General features: G+C 72.7%; 15 protein-coding genes. 8 read left to right on the top strand and 7 right to left on the bottom strand.

The window, feature by feature from the left end; genetic code table 11:
* Positions 1–96 precede the first annotated feature (96 nt).
* The gene (gene guaA, locus IH25_RS0100645) at positions 97–1,677 is read left to right on the top strand and encodes a glutamine-hydrolyzing GMP synthase (protein ID WP_030601011.1); all 1,581 of its coding nucleotides are present in this window, start codon (positions 97–99) and stop codon (positions 1,675–1,677) included.
* A 3-nt stretch (positions 1,678–1,680) separates the two neighbouring features.
* On the opposite strand, the gene IH25_RS0100640 is transcribed toward guaA, so the two are convergent.
* Positions 1,681–2,148: a pyridoxamine 5'-phosphate oxidase family protein gene (locus IH25_RS0100640; protein ID WP_030601008.1), complete on the bottom strand. Its 468-nt coding sequence runs from the start codon at positions 2,146–2,148 to the stop codon at positions 1,681–1,683.
* A 139-nt stretch (positions 2,149–2,287) separates the two neighbouring features.
* Between IH25_RS0100640 and IH25_RS0100635 the strand changes: the two genes are divergently transcribed.
* From IH25_RS0100635 to IH25_RS0100625, 3 genes are all read left to right on the top strand, one after another.
* Positions 2,288–3,082, top strand: a complete 795-nt coding sequence (locus IH25_RS0100635; RefSeq protein WP_030601005.1) for a class II aldolase/adducin family protein — start codon at positions 2,288–2,290, stop codon at positions 3,080–3,082.
* Positions 3,083–3,308: 226 nt separating this feature from the next.
* The gene (locus tag IH25_RS0100630) at positions 3,309–4,589 is read left to right on the top strand and encodes a hypothetical protein (RefSeq protein ID WP_037654065.1); all 1,281 of its coding nucleotides are present in this window, start codon (positions 3,309–3,311) and stop codon (positions 4,587–4,589) included.
* Between the two features lie 123 nt (positions 4,590–4,712).
* Positions 4,713–5,237 (top strand): DoxX family membrane protein, encoded by a 525-nt coding sequence (locus tag IH25_RS0100625; protein WP_030600997.1) that lies wholly within the window; start codon positions 4,713–4,715, stop codon positions 5,235–5,237.
* On the opposite strand, the gene IH25_RS0100620 is transcribed toward IH25_RS0100625, so the two are convergent.
* Together IH25_RS0100620 and IH25_RS0100615 are read right to left on the bottom strand one after the other, a co-directional pair.
* Positions 5,228–5,443, bottom strand: coding sequence for a hypothetical protein (locus tag IH25_RS0100620; RefSeq protein WP_030600994.1), 216 nt, complete (start codon positions 5,441–5,443; stop codon positions 5,228–5,230). The two genes, IH25_RS0100625 and IH25_RS0100620, sit on opposite strands and share 10 nt — an antisense overlap.
* Positions 5,430–6,929, bottom strand: a complete 1,500-nt coding sequence (locus tag IH25_RS0100615; protein WP_030600988.1) for a PspC domain-containing protein — start codon at positions 6,927–6,929, stop codon at positions 5,430–5,432. The genes IH25_RS0100620 and IH25_RS0100615 overlap by 14 nt, the downstream gene beginning before the upstream one ends.
* A gap of 221 nt (positions 6,930–7,150) precedes the next feature.
* On the opposite strand from IH25_RS0100615, the gene IH25_RS0100610 reads away from it, so the two are divergent.
* Positions 7,151–8,431, top strand: a complete 1,281-nt coding sequence (locus tag IH25_RS0100610; RefSeq protein ID WP_037654096.1) for an ATP-binding protein — start codon at positions 7,151–7,153, stop codon at positions 8,429–8,431.
* Positions 8,428–9,171, top strand: coding sequence for a LuxR C-terminal-related transcriptional regulator (locus tag IH25_RS0100605; RefSeq protein WP_030600981.1), 744 nt, complete (start codon positions 8,428–8,430; stop codon positions 9,169–9,171). The genes IH25_RS0100610 and IH25_RS0100605 overlap by 4 nt, the downstream gene beginning before the upstream one ends.
* Before the next feature lie 28 nt (positions 9,172–9,199).
* On the opposite strand, the gene IH25_RS0100600 is transcribed toward IH25_RS0100605, so the two are convergent.
* Positions 9,200–10,264 carry a C40 family peptidase gene (locus IH25_RS0100600; RefSeq protein ID WP_030600978.1) on the bottom strand — a complete coding sequence of 355 codons (1,065 nt, stop codon included), beginning with the start codon at positions 10,262–10,264 and terminating at the stop codon, positions 9,200–9,202.
* A gap of 494 nt (positions 10,265–10,758) precedes the next feature.
* Here IH25_RS0100600 and IH25_RS0100595 point away from each other — a divergent pair, with 494 nt between their 5' ends.
* Complete coding sequence (locus tag IH25_RS0100595) at positions 10,759–11,112, top strand: hypothetical protein (protein WP_030600974.1); 354 nt, start codon at positions 10,759–10,761, stop codon at positions 11,110–11,112.
* A gap of 22 nt (positions 11,113–11,134) precedes the next feature.
* Here IH25_RS0100595 and IH25_RS0100590 read toward each other — a convergent pair whose 3' ends face one another.
* Together IH25_RS0100590 and IH25_RS43165 are read right to left on the bottom strand one after the other, a co-directional pair.
* Positions 11,135–11,668, bottom strand: a complete 534-nt coding sequence (locus IH25_RS0100590; protein ID WP_051753589.1) for an AAA family ATPase — start codon at positions 11,666–11,668, stop codon at positions 11,135–11,137.
* 85 nt (positions 11,669–11,753) lie between these two features.
* A complete protein-coding gene (locus IH25_RS43165; RefSeq protein WP_394298408.1) occupies positions 11,754–12,389 on the bottom strand; it encodes a C40 family peptidase in 636 nt (211 codons plus the stop codon).
* 1,542 nt (positions 12,390–13,931) lie between these two features.
* On the opposite strand from IH25_RS43165, the gene pcrA reads away from it, so the two are divergent.
* A complete protein-coding gene (pcrA, locus tag IH25_RS0100580; protein ID WP_030600968.1) occupies positions 13,932–16,406 on the top strand; it encodes a DNA helicase PcrA in 2,475 nt (824 codons plus the stop codon).
* A gap of 46 nt (positions 16,407–16,452) precedes the next feature.
* Here pcrA and IH25_RS0100575 read toward each other — a convergent pair whose 3' ends face one another.
* Entirely contained in the window at positions 16,453–17,967 is a 1,515-nt protein-coding gene (locus IH25_RS0100575) for a M23 family metallopeptidase (RefSeq protein ID WP_037654063.1), read from the bottom strand.
* Between the last annotated feature and the right edge of the window lie 239 nt (positions 17,968–18,206).

The raw sequence follows: 18,206 nt of genomic DNA, 5'->3' as shown, positions 1-18,206 counted from the left end.
GCGGCCAGTATGCCACGGCGGCTGTCTCGGAGGTCTGGCGGCCACCCCGTTAGAATCGGAAGTACAGACCCCCGCCCGACCACCAGAAGGCACCCCGTGTCATCAGCGACCCAGTCTGCCGCCACCCCCGACACCGTCCTGGTCGTCGACTTCGGCGCGCAGTACGCCCAGCTCATCGCCCGTCGCGTCCGCGAGGCGCGGGTCTACAGCGAGATCGTGCCGAGCACCATGCCGGTCCGCGAGATGCTCGCCAAGAAGCCCGCGGCGATCATCCTCTCCGGCGGCCCCTCGTCGGTGTACGAGGAGGGCGCGCCCCGCCTCGACCGCGAGATCTTCGAGTCCGGCGTCCCCGTCTTCGGCATGTGCTACGGCTTCCAGCTGATGGCGCAGGTCCTCGGCGGCACCGTCGACAACACCGGCGCCCGCGAGTACGGCCGCACCGACCTGCACGTCTCCAGGTCGTCCTCCACCCTCTTCGAGGGCACCCCGGAGGAGCAGCACGTGTGGATGTCGCACGGTGACGCCTGCTCCGCCGCCCCGGAGGGCTTCACGGTCACCGCGTCCACGGACGTCGTCCCGGTCGCCGCGTTCGAGAACGACGACAAGAAGCTCTACGGCGTCCAGTACCACCCCGAGGTCATGCACTCCACGCACGGCCAGCAGGTGCTGGAGCACTTCCTCTACCGCGGTGCCGGGCTGAAGCCGGACTGGACCACCGGCAACGTCATCGAGGAGCAGGTCCAGGCCATCCGCGAGCTGGTCGGCGACAAGCGCGCGATCTGCGGCCTGTCCGGCGGGGTGGACTCCGCCGTCGCCGCCGCCCTCGTGCAGAAGGCCATCGGCTCCCAGCTGACCTGCGTCTACGTCGACCACGGTCTGATGCGCAAGGGCGAGACCGAGCAGGTCGAGAAGGACTTCGTCGCGGCCACCGGCGTCCAGCTGAAGGTCGTCGACGCCGAGGAGCGCTTCCTGAAGGCGCTCGCCGGGGTGACCGACCCCGAGGAGAAGCGCAAGATCATCGGGCGGGAGTTCATCCGCGTCTTCGAGCAGGCGCAGGCCGAGATCATCGCCGACGAGGGTCCGGCCGTGGAGTTCCTGGTCCAGGGCACCCTCTACCCGGACGTGGTGGAGTCCGGCGGCGGCACCGGCACCGCTAACATCAAGTCGCACCACAACGTCGGCGGCCTGCCCGAGGACCTCGAGTTCAAGCTGATCGAGCCGCTGCGCAAGCTGTTCAAGGACGAGGTCCGCATGGTCGGCAAGGAGCTGGGCCTGCCGGAGGAGATCGTCCAGCGCCAGCCCTTCCCCGGGCCCGGCCTCGGCATCCGGATCGTCGGCGAGGTCACCAAGGAGCGGCTGGACCTGCTGCGCGAGGCCGACGCCATCGCCCGCGAGGAGCTGTCCGCGGCCGGCCTGGACCGCGACATCTGGCAGTGCCCGGTGGTCCTGCTCGCCGACGTCCGCAGCGTGGGCGTCCAGGGCGACGGCCGCACCTACGGTCACCCGATCGTGCTGCGCCCGGTCTCCTCCGAGGACGCCATGACCGCCGACTGGTCCCGGCTGCCCTACGACGTCCTGGCCCGCATCTCGACCCGGATCACCAACGAGGTCCGGGACGTCAACCGGGTCGTGCTCGACGTGACGAGCAAGCCGCCGGGGACGATCGAGTGGGAGTAGGCCCTACGCGCGCTTGAGCGTGCGCAGGGGCTTGCCGGGCTGCCAGACCTGGACGACCAGATACCTGTCGTCCTCGACGTAGGTGCGGACGACCTCCGTCAGCTCGGTGCGGAAGAGGTGGAACGGCTGCGGCGGTTCCACCTCTTTCACATAGGCGGCCTTGGCCGCGCCCTCCCCGACCTCGTACGCCCGCCCACCGATCCGGATGTCGCCGCCGCCCGGGTCCGTGCCGTCGCCGGGGTTGGCCTGGAGGGTGAAGCGCGGGTCGCGCAGCAGGTCCAGGGCCTTCAAGGAACGCGGCATCATGCCGAGCCACAGCTCCCCGTCCAGGAATCTGACCTCCAGACCGGAGGTGCGGGGCGAGCCGTCCCTGCGGAGGGTCGCGAGGACGTGGTGCCGGTAGGCGCCGAAGCGCTCCTCGGTGATCGCCGCCAGGCCGGGCGCGGCGGTACGGAAGGCTGTCCAGTTCATGTGCGCCAGCCTGCCGCCCCATCCCGACATCCTCTGTCGGGTATTCATCGCGCGCGTCATCTTCACCGGACGGCTCTGCCTTTTTGCGCCGGCCGGGGGTACCTTCCGGCCCGTACCGTGATACCCCGCTGGAGGATCCATGCACGGGCCCACTCCGCCCCTGCCGCTGCCCACCGACCGGTTGCACTTCGCCATGCCGCCCCTGCACGAGTCGGCCGAGGACGAACGCAGACACCGCAAGGAGCGGCTCGCGGGCGCCCTGCGGATCTTCGGACGGGCGGGGTTCGAGGACGGGGTGTCCGGACACATCACCGCCCGCGACCCGGAGTACACCGACTGCTTCTGGGTCAACCCGTTCGGCATGCCGTTCAAGCACGTCACCGTCGATGACCTGGTCCTCGCCAACCAGGACGGACAGGTGATCGAGGGCCGCTACCACGTCAACCAGGCCGCGTTCACCGTGCACGCCCAGGTGCACGCCGCCCGCCCCGACGTGGTCGCCGTCGCCCACTGCCACTCCGTGTACGGCCGCGCCCTCGCCGCCCTCGGCGACCTGATCGACCCCCTCACCCAGGAGAGCTGCGCCTTCTACGAGGACCTCGCCCTCTACGACGCCTACACCGGCGTCACCGTCGACGCCGAGGAGGGCCGCCGCATCGCCGCCGCGCTCGGCTCCCGCAAGGCACTGGTGCTGCGCAACCACGGACTGCTCACCGTCGCCGACTCGGTGGACGCCGCCGCCTGGTGGTTCCTGTCCCTGGAGCGCTGCTGCCAGGTGCAGCTGACGGCCAAGGCGGCGGGCCGGCCGGTGCTCATCGACTACAAGGCGGCCGTCGCCACCCGCGAACAGCTCGGCGGCGACCTCGTGGCCTGGATCACCTACCAGCCGCTGTGGCAGGACATCAGCCGCGCCGAACCGGACCTGCTGGGCTGAGCCGTCCGCGGAGCGGGATCCCCGGGGCCGGGTCAACACGGCGGTCCCGGGTTCACCCCCGCTGACCCGGACCGGCCACCCCACAGGCCCCCTGGTACGGCACAATTCGCTGTCGGCACAGGGGAGTTGCCGGACCGTCGTGTGCGTTACGTGCGTCGCGTGCGTCGTGGGTGACATCGGTGGGGCCGGCGGGGCCGGCAGGTCGTGGGGAAGGCGGGCGTCGGACGTGACGGTGCCGGAGGCGGGAGCGGACACGGGTGCCCGGGGCGCCCACGAGGGCGGCTGCGCCTGCGGCGACTGCCCGCACGGCGCCCGGGAGGGGCACCGGCGCGCCGTCGCCGCGTTCCTGCGCCGGCGCGACGAGCTCGCCGCCGGACGGGGGCTGCCGGCGGCCGTGGCCCACTCGGCCTCGGCGTCCCGCCAGTGGGTGTCCGAGGAACTCACCCAGCGGGCCGAGGCCGTCGCCGAACACAGTCGCGCCGAGGGCGCGGTCCGGCTCGCCGGGCTGTGGCTGCGCACGGTGTGCGCGGTGTGGGGCACGGTCACCGCGCTGCTGCTCGCCGAGGCGCTCACCGCGACCGGCGCGGGCTGGACCGGTGCCCGCACCGCGGCCCTGCTCGCCGCGCTCGCCGTCGCCGGCGCGCTGACCGCCGCCTGCCTCCTGCACCGGGCGCGCGGCGGAGCGCTCGCCCCGGTGATCGGCGAGGACAACCGCATCTCCACCTCCCGTACCGTCGCCGCCTGCTGGGTGCTGTTCATCGGCTATGCCGTCCTGCTGCTCTCCCTCCGTCTGGCCGCCGCCTCCGGCCACGCCGAACGCGACGCGCTGATCAATGGCCTCGCTCTGGCGCACGGCGCGGGCACGGTGACCGTCCTCGCCGTCGTGTGCGCCGTCGCCGTCCTGGTCCGCCGGGTCGTGGCCACGCGCGTCCACGCCCAGCGGCTGCAGAAGGTGCCGGCCCACCGGCCGCGCGCCGCCGACCTGCTCACCGACGACTCCGGCCGGGGCGCCTTCACCGACATCCAGTACCTCGCCATCACCGCCGTCGCCCTGCTGTTCGCCGCCGTACGGCTGGCCCGCCGCCCCGACCGGCTGCCCGACCTGCCCTGGGGCCTGGGCGTGGTCGTCCTGATCTCGGCGGCGACCTATCTGGCCGGCAAGTACGCCGAGGGCGGCCGGCCGGTGATCCACTCGGTGGTCCGCGCCCGGGAGCCCGGCGACCTCGACGGCCCGGTCCGCACCGGCGACGACATCGAGATCCGGGGCAGCGGCTTCGTCCCGCCCGGCGCCCAGAGCGCCGACCGGCTCTCCCGGACGGTCGTCCGCATCGGCGCGGTCGACGTCCACGTCCCCCTGATCCCCGTCACGGGCGGCTTCCGCAATCCGACGGACACCACCCTGACCGTGCCCGTACCCGCGGACGTGGAGCCCGGAGCGGTGGACGTCCAAGTGATCACGGCGGCCGGCGTGGCGACGAACCGGTACCCGCTCCAGGTGACGGATTGAGGGGCGGGCTCGCCACGGAGGGCCGAAATCCGGAAAATCATCCAGGACAGGATTGAACGGGCTCCCTTCGTCATACGTATCGTCACATCAGGGGGCACGGCGGGTGAAAGGCGGCTTGTAGCGATGACTCACGGCATGCGGACGGATACGCGCATTCCCCGGCTGAACGAGCCCCGCAGCCTCCGGGACACCGCCACCCACTACGCCCTGCTGCCCCTGCGCCTCTTCCTGGGTGCCACCTTCGTCTACGCCGGCCTGGACAAGCTCACCGACAGCGCCTTCATGCAGTCCGCCGGCGCCGGCTCGATCGGCGACACCATGCGCGCCGCCCGCGGCTCCGCCGCGATCCCGGCCCTGATCGACCTGGCCCTGAAGAGCCCGGTCGGCTTCGGCTACGCCATCGCCCTCGGTGAACTGGCCGTCGGCATCGCCACCCTCCTCGGCCTCCTCGGCCGCCTCGCCGCGCTCGGCGGGGCGCTGATCTCGCTCAGCCTCTGGCTGACGGTGAGCTGGGCCACCACCCCCTACTACTACGGCAACGACCTCGCCTACCTGATGGCCTGGCTCCCCCTGGTCCTCGCCGGCGCGCCCCACTTCTCCGTGGACGCCGCCTGGCGGGCCCGGCGGTGGCCCGGCGGCTACCGCTGACCCTCCTCGGCGCCGCCCCGTCCCCGAACCGCCCGGGCCAGCACGGCCGTGGCACCGGCCAGACACAGGCCGCCCACCACCAGCGGAACCACCAGGAACCACGGGGTGTCCCACAGACCGCCCGCGTCTCCCGCGTAGGCCACGGCGGTGGCGGTCAGGAAGAGCCCGGTGACCAGCCTCCCGGGCTGGAACTCATGACGCAGCACGGCTCACCTCCACCTGTCCCATTCCCACGCCGAGCGTGAGATCCAGCGTGCCCGGCCTCCCGGACACCCCCGCCGTGCCCTGGGCCGGTGCCAGTGTCACGTTCCGATGCCTGCCGGGACGCACGTCCACGTCGTCTCCACGGTCCCCGGGCAACCGGATGTCGCCCACCCCCACATCCAGGTCCATCCGCACGGTCACATCCGCGGGCACGATCACCTTCAGGTGTCCCGCACCCACCCGGGCGTCCGTGGCGACCGTCTGCCCGGGGGCCGGGTGCACCCGGGTCAGGTCCAGCGTGCCCCGCCCCGTGCCGAGGTCGTACCCGGACCGCACCTGGGCCGCCGCGGCCGGCTTCCAGGTCGCCTCCTTCCAGTCGGTGGTGATGTCCCGGGGCAGCGCCGCCGCCCCGGCGAGCAGCGCCGCCGTGACCAGCGCCCAGAACACCGTCCCGGCTCCCGTCCGGCCCAGGAACGCGCTGAGCGCTATGCCCAGACCGAACACCGCCAGCGCGCAGGCCAGACCGGTCTGCAGGCTGGTGCCGAGCGGATGGGTGTGCCAGCCGGACCAGGTGCCCAGGCCGCCCGCCAACAGGGCGAGCAGGAACACCCAGCCGCCGATCCAGCGCGGGCCGCGCGGTCTCGGGGGCTCGGCCGCCGGCGCGGGTATCGCCCCGGTGTGCGTCCAGGGAGTGGCGATGCCGACGTCCAGGACCGAGGTGAGGTCCCGGCCGCGGGCGTCCCCGGGCCCCCACAGATAGCCGGTGCCGCCGACATGGGTGCCGTCCTTGACGATCGGGTCCCGCCACCAGGACGGGAAGGTGACGACCGGCGGCGCCTGGGCCTCCGGTGGGGCGTCGGCGGCGGCCTGCGCCGCCAGGGGATCGTGGTCGGCGGCGTCACGGCGTCTCGACCAGTACCCCGCGCCCGCGAGCAGTAGCGAGAGCACCGTGGCGAACGCCAGCACCCCGCCGTTTCTCAGCATCGTCAGGAAGATCCCGCAGCCGACCAGCGCGAACAGGACCGCGGCCAGTGCCTGGCCGTCGACCCGGCCGGTGAACAGCTTGCGGACCTCGTTCTCCTCCTCGTCCTCGTACGGCACCAGCAGCCAGGCGAAGCCGTAGAAGATGAGGCCCAGGCCGCCCGTCGCGGACAGCACGGCCAGGGTGATCCGGAAGATCACCGGGTCCATGTCGGTCTGCCGTCCCAGGCCCGCGCACACGCCCGCGATCATCTTGTGCCCGCGGTCGCGCCGGAACCGCTCGGGAAGCCGGGGGCTGTCCTGCCGCTCCGATTCCTGCGCGGGGGAAGGGGCGCCGCCCCGGGAACGGGCGCGGAAGCCGGGGTGGGCGGGGGAGCCGGGGCCGGCCGCTCCGCTTTTCCCCGTCGCGGCGGGCGCGGCATCCGTCGGCCCGGTGCCCGGGGCCGGGCGCGGGCCGGGGCCGGGGCCGGGTCCCGGACCCGTCGCGGCGTGCTCGTGATCGGTCATGCGTCCATGGTGACCGCCCGGCCGCCCCGGCGGCAGTCGGGACGACCCTGGGCCAACCCTGAAATCGCCCCTGAGGCGGGGCGGGGAAGCGTTCGAGCGGCACGGACCGCCGGGACCCCCCGCACGAGCCGCCCACCCGGACCGGCCCCGACGGAAGATCAGGGGCGTCTCCGGGGCCGACCCTGATGCTCCGCCCCGCCGCCCGTGTGACCATCGTTGGCATGCCGGAAGCCGCAAGCCTGCCACTCGACGACCCGCGGCCCCCGCGCAAGCTCTACCGCAGCAGCGACGGACGCTGGCTCGGCGGAGTGGCGCGAGGGCTCGCCGGGCATCTCGGGCTGCCCGTGGTCTGGGTGCGGCTCGTCTTCGCCGGCCTGCTCATGGCCGACGGGCTCGGAGCGCTGCTCTACGCCGCGTTCTGGTTCTTCGTCCCGCTCGGCGTCGGCGGCCAGAAGCCCTCGCTGGTGGGCACGGAGACCACACCGGACGGCCGGCGCAGACTGATGGCCCGCAGACCGGACCGGGGACAGATCGCCGCCCTGCTCCTCATGGTCATCGTCTCCATGATCTTCGTGCGCAGCGTCAACCTCGGCAGCGCGACCAAGGCCTACCTGGTGCCCGCCGTGCTCGTCGCGGCCGGTGTCGCCCTCGTCTGGCGCCAAGCGGACAACGCCCGCCGGGCCCGCTGGGTCGAGGCCGGCCGACGGCGCCGCACCCTCACCCTGCTGCGCGCGGCCGGTGGCGTCCTGCTCGTCACGGCCGGGGTCACGGCCGTCTTCGTCCTCCAGGGATCGACCGCTCACCTGGGCGCGGTGCTGCAGGCCGCGCTCGCCGTCCTCGTCGGCATCACCCTCCTCGCCGGTCCCTACCTGGTCCGCATGACCCAGGACCTCTCCGAGGAGCGCCTGATGCGCATCCGCGCCCAGGAGCGCGCCGAGGTCGCCGCCCACGTCCACGACTCGGTGCTGCACACCCTCACCCTGATCCAGCGCAACGCCGAGAACGCGAGCGAGGTGCGCCGCCTCGCCCGTGCCCAGGAGCGCGACCTGCGCACCTGGCTGTACAAGCCGGAGGGCACCGGCAAGGACGAGGACGACGAGCCGGACACGGTCGCCGAGGCGGTGCGGCGCAACGCCGCCGAGGTGGAGGACAAGCACGGTGTGCCCATCGAGGTCGTCATCGTCGGCGACTGCCCGCTGGACGAGAGGACCGCAGCGCAGATGCAGGCCGCGCGTGAGGCCATGGTGAACGCCGCCAAGTACGGTGGCGAGGGCGGTGCCGTACAGGTCTACGCCGAAGTCGAGGGCACATCGGTCTTCGTGTCCGTGCGGGACCGCGGTCCCGGCTTCGACCTCGACGCGATACCCGCCGACCGCATGGGTGTCAGAGAATCGATCATCGGCCGCATGGAGCGCCACGGCGGCACGGCCCGGCTGCGGGCGGTGCCCGACGGCGGCACCGAGGTCGAGCTGGAGATGGAGAGGGCGGAGAAGACGTCATGAGCGACGCGACCGAGGCGAACGGCACGGTGGGGGCGGCGGAGGCGGCCGGGTCCGGCCAACCCGGTGCCGACGCGGACGGGCGGCACGTGCGGGTGGTGCTCGTGGACGACCACCGGATGTTCCGCACCGGCGTCCAGGCCGAGATCGGCCAGACCGCCGAGACCGGCGTCGAGGTGGTCGGCGAGGCGGCGGACGTCGACCAGGCGGTCGCGGTCATCACCGCCACCCGGCCCGAGGTGGTCCTCCTCGACGTGCACCTCCCGGGCGGCGGCGGGGTCGAGGTGCTGCGCCGGTGCGCGGCGCTGACGGCGGACGCCGAGCGGCCCGTCCGCTTCCTCGCACTGTCCGTGTCGGACGCCGCCGAGGACGTGATCGGGGTGATCCGCGGCGGCGCCCGCGGCTATGTCACCAAGACCATCACCGGCACCGACCTGATCGACTCGATCTTCCGCGTCCAGGAGGGCGATGCCGTCTTCTCCCCGCGGCTGGCCGGGTTCGTCCTGGACGCCTTCGCCTCCACCGACGCCCCGCCCGTGGACGAGGACCTGGACCGCCTCACCCAGCGGGAACGCGAAGTGCTGCGCCTGATCGCCCGGGGCTATGCCTACAAGGAGATCGCCAAGCAGCTGTTCATCTCGGTGAAGACGGTCGAGTCCCATGTCTCGGCGGTCCTGCGCAAGCTCCAGCTGTCCAACCGGCACGAGCTGACCCGCTGGGCGACCGCGCGCCGGCTGGTCTGACCCGTACGGGACCACCCGCACCCGTCGCTTACGCCACCCTGGTCGCCCCCGCGAAGGGCATCTGGTCGACCGGGGCCACGCGGACCGGAGCCGACGGGTTCGGGGCGTGGATCATCCGGCCGCCGCCCACGTAGATGCCGACGTGGCTGATGCCCGGGTAGAAGAACACCAGGTCGCCCGGGAGCAGCTCCGAGCGGGACACCCGTCGGCCCGCGTTGATCTGGGCGTAAGAGGTGCGCGGCAGGGAGAGACCGGCGGCGCGGTAGGCGGCCTGGACCAGGCCCGAGCAGTCGAAGGCGTTCGGGCCCGTGGCCCCCCACACATAGGGGCTGCCGAGCTTGCCGTAGGCGTAGGCGACAGCCACCGCGGCGCGTCCGCTGGGAGCCAGGACGGACCCGGCCCGCTCCAGCGCCTCCCGCGGATCGGCGGCCGACCGGGAGGCGCGCTCCGGGGGCGCGTCGGCGCCGGTGATCTCGCCGCGCCGGCTCGGAGCCAGCCGGGCGAGCAGCCGCCGGGCCTCGTCCAGCTTGCCGGTGACGGTCTTCTTGTACCGGCGCAGCTCGGTCTGCCGGGACCGCAGCGACTTCACTTCGACGCGTGCGGCGCCGCGCAGCCGCTCGATCTCCCGCAACTGCCCGCGGACCCGTGACACCGCGGCGGCCTGCCGGTCTCCGGCCCGCTCGGCGAACGCGGCACCGTCCAGGTACCGGTCGGGGTCACTGGAGAGGGCCAGTTGCCAGGCCGGGTCGATCGCGCCGTCCCGGTACTGCGCCGCCGCGATCGAACCCAGGGCGTTCCGGGCCGAGTTCAGCCTCTGCTGCCTGCGGGCGGTCTCGTCCTGCAGCGCGCTCAGCCGCCGCTGGGCCGCGTCCGCCTCCTCCTTCGCCCCGTTGTACTTCTCGGTGGCGGCCTCGGCCTCCCGGTACAGCGTGGCCACCCTGGCCTTCACCTGTGACGGAGTCGGCTGGGGCTCGGCGTGCCCCGTCCCGTCGAAGCAGGTCGCGGTGGCCGCGCCCGCCAGGGCGAGAGTGGCGGCCGCCCGGACCGTAGGGCCGGTGAGCGGGCGTTGTGGGGGCTTGCGGTGGGCTGCCACCTGGAACCGTCACGTCCTTCCTGCGACTCGTACGACCGAGCGGTCGGTACGTGCCCCGCGGCGGCCCGTACAGGGGGAGTGGCCGCCGCCGGGCTCTTCTCGGCGGTGGTGGCCGGTTGCCGCGGACGGCGATGGGGGCCGGTCACCTGGAGGAGGACGCTAAAACGGATAGTGACGTACGGGTAACGCGGTGTACGGAAGTGGTCCCTGTCGACCGTTGCGCGACCGTATGCGATCACATGGCTGCTCCTGAGGCGTCGCCTTCACGGAGCGTGGTGATCAAAGCGGGGAAACGGTGACTGGCGGGGCGGTGGGGTGCTATGGGGTGCGCGTTTATGCACGACAGGGGCGGCAGGGGTGGGTTGGAGGGTCGGCGGGGTTGAGTCGGTGTGCCGTCCTCCGGGGCTGGGCCGGCGGCCGTCAGGGCCGGTCGGGGACTGACGGCAGGGGTCGGTGGCGGGATGGCGGGTGGGTGCTCGTTAGGCTCCGGCTCCATGGACGTACTCATCCATCTCTTCGTCGGCCTGCACATCATCGGAATCGCCGCGCTGCTCGGCGGTTTCCTCACCCAGATGAAGGCGATGGGCCAGGGCACGGCCCGGTTCGTGCCCGGGATGCTGCACGGCGCGCTCACCATGCTGGTCACCGGTGTCGCTCTGATCGGGCTCAACCAGGCCGACGACCACCACCTCAACAACATCAAGCTCGGTGTGAAGCTGGCCCTGCTGATCGTGATCCTGGGCCTTGTCTATGTGAAGCGCGACGAGGAACGGATCGACAAGGGCGTCTTCGGGCTGGTCGGCCTGCTGACCATGGCCAACATCTTCATCGCCGTCCTCTGGACCTGACCCCGGGCAGGCCCCGGGCTGATCAGGTAGCCAGGAGGGCGCGGACGTCCTCGACGATCGCCGTGATGTCGAGAGGCCCGCTGGTGTCGATGGTCAGCAGTGGGCCGCCCAGGCGTAGGGGGCCCGGGTAGGTGGCGCGGATGGTGGCGACGCGCTCGGCGACCTGTTCGGGGGTGAGCCGCGGATCGAGGTGGCCCGGATGGCGGGTGCGTCGCAGGAAGCGCTCTGCGGCGAGTGCCGGGTCGCAGTCGCAGTGGATCTCGATCAGACGGGCATCGAGCTGACGCAGGCGTCCGGGTGCGGTGTCGTGATGCCACCAGTTGTCGAGAACGGCGTGTCTGGCCTGGGCGGCGATGGTGAGGAGGATGCCGTCGGCGGCGCGGCTGAGCCGGTGCCGCCATGCGTGGTCGCCGACGCCGAGGGAGTCGAAGAGGGTTTCGAGGATTGCGTCTTTGTCGATGACGGGCCAACCCAGCTGATCGGCGAGGCGGTGGGCGAGGGTGCTCTTTCCGCTGGCGGGAAGGCCGGACACGATCACGAGGACGTTGTCGGTCACGAGGTCAGTGTGGCGTGTTGCCGTGTCTGGTCGACTCGGAGCCGTGGTGAGCGTCAGGGCGTCCGATGCCGGGCCTGCGCCGGCGTCAGCCCGGCCGTACCACGCTGTGGACGGTTCCCTCACCGAGGGCGGCGACCGGCTGCTCGCGGACGTACGCGCCTGGCCTCGGCGCGTGGATCATCATGCCGTGGCCCGTGCAGAGGCCTACGTGGTCCGCGTCGTCATGGAAGAAGACCAGGTCACCGGGGCGGGCCTCGGCCGGCGGGACCGGGACGCCGACGCCGGCCTGCTCGCGTGCCGTGCGCGGGAGGGTGACGCCGGCGGACTTCCAGGCGGCCTGGGTGAGCCCGGCGCAGTCGTAGGAGCCGGGGCCGGCGGCGCCCCACACGCATGGCTTGCCGAGCTGGGCGCGGGCGAAGGCGACGGCCTTGCCGGCCTTGGTCGCGTACGTGCCCGAGGGTGAGCCGGGGGTCCGGGCGATCCGCTGGGACAGCAGCACGCGCGCGTAGGTGAGCTTTTCCCTGGTGACGACCTTGGCGGCCTTCGGCCCGCCGGCGGGGGTGGCCGGCCCGCCGGCGGGGGTGGCCGGCCTGTCGGCGGGGGCGGCCGGTCGACTGGCGGTGGTGTCCGGCCGGCGGACGGTGGGCTCCAGGCGGCTGCCCGTCGGCGCTGCCACGCCGACGGCTCCCTGGGCGGTCGGCATGGACGGCATGGACGGCATGGGCGGCATGGTTCGAGGGGGCGCCGTGGCCTGGAGAGGTGGAGCGATGACCGTCGGGCTTCCGGCGGAAGCGGTGGCGCGCTCGGCTTCGCCGGTGCTGCGGCTGACGTGGTCGGCACTGCGGCTGCTCGGACCGGTCCCAGGCGGGGCATGGCCGACCCCGGGAGGGACGGGGCCGGTCCCATGGACGGCGGGGCGCTTGGTCCCGCGCTCGATGAGCTCGGTACCGCGCTCCGTCCGGTCGATGCTTGACTCGGCCTGGCTCGGGCCGGCCCCGGTGCGGTCGCCACGGCGCTCGGCCTGGCTCATGCCCGGAACGACCCGCGCCGTGCCGCGGCCGGTCTCGTCCGTTCCGCGCTCCCCCTGACCCGGACCCGTACCGCCCTGGACACCCGGACCCGTACCGCCCCGGGCCGGACCCATGCCGCGCTGGGCCGTCCCCTGCTGGGCGATGGCGCGCTGAGCCGGGATCACGCCTCGCGCGCTGGGCAGAGTGCGCTGCCGGGCGCGCCGTGCGACCTCGTCACGGAGTCGCTGGAGGCTGCCCTCCGCGGTGCGCGGGGTCTCGGCGGCCTCGGCCGGCGCGGCCCACCCGGCCAGTTCCGGGCGCCTCTCCCGCTCAGCACCCGCGCCCTGCCCATGACCCGGGCCCCACCCAGCGTCCCCGACCCGTGGCCCATCCCCGCCCGCGTCGGCGTGCCGATCCCGTTCCCTTCGTCCACTGCCGTCGGTCCACCCGTCCCCCTCCCCGCCACCGTCCCGCTCCGCACGCCCGCCGGAACCCTCACCGCCCGCGACCCGTGCCCGCTCACCCTCGGTCCACCCGCCCCGCTCCCCGCGCCCACCCCGCGCCGCGCGGACCCCCCGCGTTCCGCGTCCACGTCGCTCCCTGGCGCCGTCGTTCTCGGTGGACGTCTCCAGTGCCGTTTCCGCCTGGCGGTAGAAGTCGTCGATCTTGCGTGCGATCTCCTCGGGAGTCGGGACGCCCCGGCCGGTCGTGAGGGCGGGTTCGGCGGGCGGGGAGAACACCGCCATGGAGGTCAGGGCGGCGGCGGCCAGGGCGGGGGTGTGGACGCCTGCCGGCTGGCTGCCGCCGGGGCGCGGCTTGCGGTGCGACGCCAAGGGGGGCGACTCCTTCCGTGCTGCCGCCTGCCGGTGGGCTCGGGCGGGTGCCGGCGAGGGGCGCCCCACGGCTTCGCCCCGGTCGGGAGCCGGCCGATTCGGCCCGGGCTGGTGGGTCCCCGGCTCCGGGCACCGCGCGGGGCGTGCCGGACTCGGCGGAGGCCGTACGGCCCGGCGAGGTTCGCCGGAGGGTGGTCGTGCGGCCTGACGGCAACCTAGCCAACTCGTGAGTCTTCTGTGAAGGTTGGTGCGCGCTATGTCCGATACATTTCCGTGACCCGGGGGCCGGGCCGCGCATGGGTGACCAGGTGTTTCCGCGGGGTGACACAGAGAGCCCGGCAAGATCAACCGCCCCGGAAACGGGCCATGTTCCGGGGACGGCGACCGGTTGTCGGTGGGGCGCCCTAGACTCGTAGAGCGATGAGCAGCCTCTTTGACGACAGCTTCCTGGCGGACCTCCAGCCCCCTCGCGGGCGCGAGGAGGAGCCCCCGCCACCGCCCGAGGACGATCACGCTCCGGAGCCGCTTCCGGACGATCTGTTCGGCGGGAAGTTCGACCTGCCGCCGGACCGGGACACCCACTACCGCGACGGCGCCCCGCGCCCCGCGCTGGACCCGGCGGCCCTCCTGGAGGGGCTGAACGAGAACCAGCGCGCCGCCGTCGTGCACGCCGGCTCCCCGCTGCTCATCGTCGCCGGCGCCGGCTCCGGCAAGACCCGTGTGCTCACCCACCGCATCGCCCACCTGCTGGCCGAGCGGAACGTCCACCCGGGCCAGATCCTCGCGATCACCTTCACCAACAAGGCCGCGGGGGAGATGAAGGAGCGCGTCGAGCAGCTCGTCGGCCCGCGCGCGAACGCGATGTGGGTGATGACCTTCCACAGCGCGTGCGTGCGCATCCTGCGCCGGGAGAGCAAGAAGCTCGGCTTCACCTCGTCGTTCTCGATCTACGACGCCGCCGACAGCAAGCGCCTGATGGCCCTGGTCTGCCGTGACCTGGACCTCGACCCCAAGCGCTTCCCGCCCAAGTCCTTCAGCGCCAAGATCAGCAACCTGAAGAACGAGCTGATCGACGAGGAGGACTTCGCCGCCCAGGCCACCGACGGCTTCGAGAAGACCCTGGCGCAGGCGTACGCGCTCTACCAGTCGCGGCTGCGCGAGGCCAACGCGCTGGACTTCGACGACCTGATCATGACGACGGTCAACCTGCTGCGCGCCTTCCCGGACGTCGCCGAGCACTACCGCCGCCGTTTCCGGCACGTCCTGGTCGACGAGTACCAGGACACCAACCACGCCCAGTACGCCCTCGTCCGGGAGCTCGTGGGCACGGGGGAGCACTCCGGCGGCGAGACGGACGTCCCGCCGAGCGAGTACGACGTCCCGCCGGCCGAGCTGTGCGTCGTGGGTGACGCGGACCAGTCGATCTACGCCTTCCGGGGCGCGACGATCCGCAACATCCTCCAGTTCGAGGAGGACTACCCGGACGCGACGACGATCCTGCTGGAGCAGAACTACCGCTCCACGCAGACCATCCTGTCCGCCGCCAACGCGGTCATCGAGCGCAACGAGTCCCGCCGCCCGAAGAACCTGTGGACCAACGCCGGCCAGGGCTCCCGGATCGTCGGGTACGTCGCCGACACCGAGCACGACGAGGCCCAGTTCGTCGCCGACGAGATAGACCGCCTGGTCGACGCGGGTGAGGCACGCGCCTCGGACGTCGCCGTCTTCTACCGCACCAACGCCCAGTCCCGTGTCTTCGAAGAGGTCTTCATCCGCGTCGGCCTGCCCTACAAGGTCGTCGGCGGGGTCCGCTTCTACGAGCGCAAGGAAGTCCGGGACGTCCTCGCCTACCTGCGCGTCCTCGCCAACCCCGAGGACTCGGTGCCGCTGCGCCGCATCCTCAACGTGCCCAAGCGGGGCATCGGCGAGCGCGCGGAGGCGATGGTCGACGCCCTCGCCCAGCGGGAGAAGATCAGCTTCCCGCAGGCCCTGAAGCGGGTGGACGAGGCGTACGGCATGGCCGCGCGTTCCACCAACGCGGTCAAGCGGTTCAACGCGCTGATGGAGGAGCTGCGCACGATCGTCGAGTCCGGCGCCGGACCGGCCACCGTCCTCGAGGCGGTCCTGGAGCGCACCGGATACCTGGCCGAACTCCAGTCCTCCACCGACCCGCAGGACGAGACCCGGATCGAGAACCTCCAGGAGCTCGCGGCCGTGGCCCTGGAGTTCGAGCAGGAGCGCGGGGAGGGCGAGCAGGGGACGCTGGCCGACTTCCTGGAGCAGGTCGCCCTGGTCGCCGACTCCGACCAGATCCCCGACGAGGAGGACGACGGCGGCGTCATCACGCTGATGACCCTGCACACCGCCAAGGGCCTTGAGTTCCCGGTGGTGTTCCTGACCGGCATGGAGGACGGCGTCTTCCCGCACATGCGGGCCCTCGGCCAGACGAAGGAGCTGGAGGAGGAGCGGCGCCTGGCGTACGTCGGCATCACGCGCGCGCGGGAGCGGCTGTACCTCACGCGCGCGGCGCTGCGCAGCGCCTGGGGCCAGCCGTCGTACAACCCGCCCTCCCGCTTCCTGGAGGAGATCCCGCCCACCCATGTGGAGTGGAAGCGGACCGGGGCCACGGCGCCGGCGTCCGGGGTCGCGGCCTCGCTGTCCTCGTCCCGTTCGCGCTCCTCGGCTTCGGGGGCGTCCGGGTTCGCCACCCGGCGCACCGCGGAGAAGCCGGTGGTCGCGCTGGCCGTCGGGGACCGGGTCACCCACGACCAGTTCGGGCTCGGTACGGTCGTCGCGGTGAAGGGCACGGGCGGCAACGCGGAGGCGACGATCGACTTCGGCGACGCCAAGCCGAAGCGGCTGCTGCTGCGGTACGCGCCGGTGGAGAAGCTGTAGCCCGCGCACGCGAAAAGGGCCCCGCCGGGAAGCGGGGCCCTGTCGGCTAGGTGGGATCCAGGCCGTGGCTGCGCAGCCAGGGCAGTGGGTCTATGGCCGATCCGCCCGCGGGCCGCACCTCGAAGTGCAGGTGCGGGCCGGTGGAGTTGCCCGAGTTGCCGGAGTAGGCGATGGGCTCGCCGGCCTTGACGGTCGTACCGGAGGCGACGCGGTAGCTGGACAGGTGGCAGTACCAGGTCTCCGTGCCGTCCTTCGCCGTCACGATCATCATGTTGCCGTAGGCGCTGTTCCACTTGGTGGTGACGGTGCCGTCGGTGGCGGCCAACACCGTGGTGCCGTAGGAGACCGGGAAGTCGATGCCGGTGTGCACCGACATCCAGTTGATGCCGGCCTGGCCGTAGTAGGCGCTGAGCCCGTGCTGCGCGACCGGCAGCGCGAACTTGGGGCGCAGCCGCTCCTTGAGCGCGGCCTCGGCCGCCGCCTTCTTCTTCTCCAGTTCCTGCTGCGCCTTGAGGTCGATCCGCTCCTGGGTGCGGCTCGCCCGGTCGGCGAAGTCGTCGGCCCCGGCGGAGAGGGTCTGGAGCTGGGAGTCCAGCTTGCTGTTGGCGACCGCCGGCTTGACCGGCTGCGCGTCCGCGGTGGTGGTGGAGGTGTCCTTGGATTCGTCGCCGAACGTGCCGACCGAGGCGGCGGCGATCCCCGCGACCCCCATCACACAGGCCGAGGGCACGGCGACGGTCAGCAGCGCCGAGCGCTTGGCGGGCGTACGGCGCCGGGAGCGGGCCGCGCCGCGCGAGCCCGTACGGGCCGCCGGTACCGGGGCGATCTCCTCCTGGCCGTCCAGCAGCCCGGTCACGGCGGGCAGTTCGCCGGTGGCGTCCGCTTCGCCGGAGGCGGACGGCGGCTCGGTGAACCCGGTGTCGCCGTACGGCTCCTGCTCGTAGGCCGTGGGCGTGGCCGGGTCGCCGGGGGCGTGGGCCCCGACCGCCTCGAACGTCGCGGTGGCCTGCCGGTCGAACGGTTCCCCGTCCTGCTCGGCTTCGGCCGGCGTGGTCTGTCCGGCGGAGTTCCACTGCGTGGCGTCGTACGCGCCCGTGTCGAAGGTCTGGGTGCCCCACGTCCACTGCTGGGTGGTGTCGGCGGCGCCCGAGGGGCCGGCCTGCTGCCAGGTGCTCGTGTCCCACTGGCCGCTGACATCGTTTCCGGTGGTCTGCGCGGGGACGGTCCAGGCGGTGCTGTCGTAGACACCGGAGTCGTAGGCGCCGACATGTCCGGCCGCGTACGCGTCGTAGGCCGGGAACTGGCCGGTGCCGGTCTGCCACTGGGCGGTGCCGTACGCGCCGGTGGTCGGCTCGCTGCCCGGGAGGCTGCCGAAGAGCGGGTCCGCGTGGAAGGCCGCGCTCCCGGAACCGTCGGTAAAACCGGTGGCGTCATAGCCGCCGTACGTGGTGAGGTCGTCGTAGGGGGCTTCCTGTGCTCCGTACGGCGCGTAGTGCCCGGTGGAGGCGTCGGAAGCCGGGGCCGGGGTGGTCATCGTCCCCGACGGGTGACGGTCGTTCACCAACTTCTCTTTCGCCTCGACAACAGGGGCTGCCAGAGCAGTGCGGCGACTGTACCCGGCAGTACCTGGGCGCGACAATCTTCGGACGGTTTCGTGTGAGCCGTAAACGGGCATTCGGCCGTGTTTCGGGGGCTCCCAACGCGACTTTGGCCTTGCGTTCGAAGAATGTTCGATGTCTCGCGGCGATTTGTGTCGACTGTGTACGTGCTGTGAGGCGCCCGTGCCTCCTCGGTGCGGCC

The sequence above is a fragment of the Streptomyces achromogenes subsp. achromogenes genome (assembly GCF_000720835.1).
Classification (GTDB): domain Bacteria; phylum Actinomycetota; class Actinomycetes; order Streptomycetales; family Streptomycetaceae; genus Streptomyces; species Streptomyces achromogenes.
This window is presented reverse-complemented; position numbering and strand designations above follow the sequence as displayed.

Excerpts from the sequence above, each read along its gene's own strand:
- IH25_RS0100640 (WP_030601008.1), bottom strand. The coding sequence starts at position 2,148 with ATGAACTGGACAGCCTTCCGTACCGCCGCGCCCGGCCTGGCGGCGATC.
- IH25_RS0100635 (WP_030601005.1), top strand. The coding sequence starts at position 2,288 with ATGCACGGGCCCACTCCGCCCCTGCCGCTGCCCACCGACCGGTTGCAC.
- IH25_RS0100625 (WP_030600997.1), top strand. The coding sequence starts at position 4,713 with ATGACTCACGGCATGCGGACGGATACGCGCATTCCCCGGCTGAACGAG.
- IH25_RS0100615 (WP_030600988.1), bottom strand. The coding sequence starts at position 6,929 with ATGACCGATCACGAGCACGCCGCGACGGGTCCGGGACCCGGCCCCGGC.
- IH25_RS0100610 (WP_037654096.1), top strand. The coding sequence starts at position 7,151 with ATGCCGGAAGCCGCAAGCCTGCCACTCGACGACCCGCGGCCCCCGCGC.
- IH25_RS0100605 (WP_030600981.1), top strand. The coding sequence starts at position 8,428 with ATGAGCGACGCGACCGAGGCGAACGGCACGGTGGGGGCGGCGGAGGCG.
- IH25_RS0100595 (WP_030600974.1), top strand. The coding sequence starts at position 10,759 with ATGGACGTACTCATCCATCTCTTCGTCGGCCTGCACATCATCGGAATC.
- IH25_RS43165 (WP_394298408.1), bottom strand. The coding sequence starts at position 12,389 with ATGCCGTCCATGCCGTCCATGCCGACCGCCCAGGGAGCCGTCGGCGTG.
- pcrA (WP_030600968.1), top strand. The coding sequence starts at position 13,932 with ATGAGCAGCCTCTTTGACGACAGCTTCCTGGCGGACCTCCAGCCCCCT.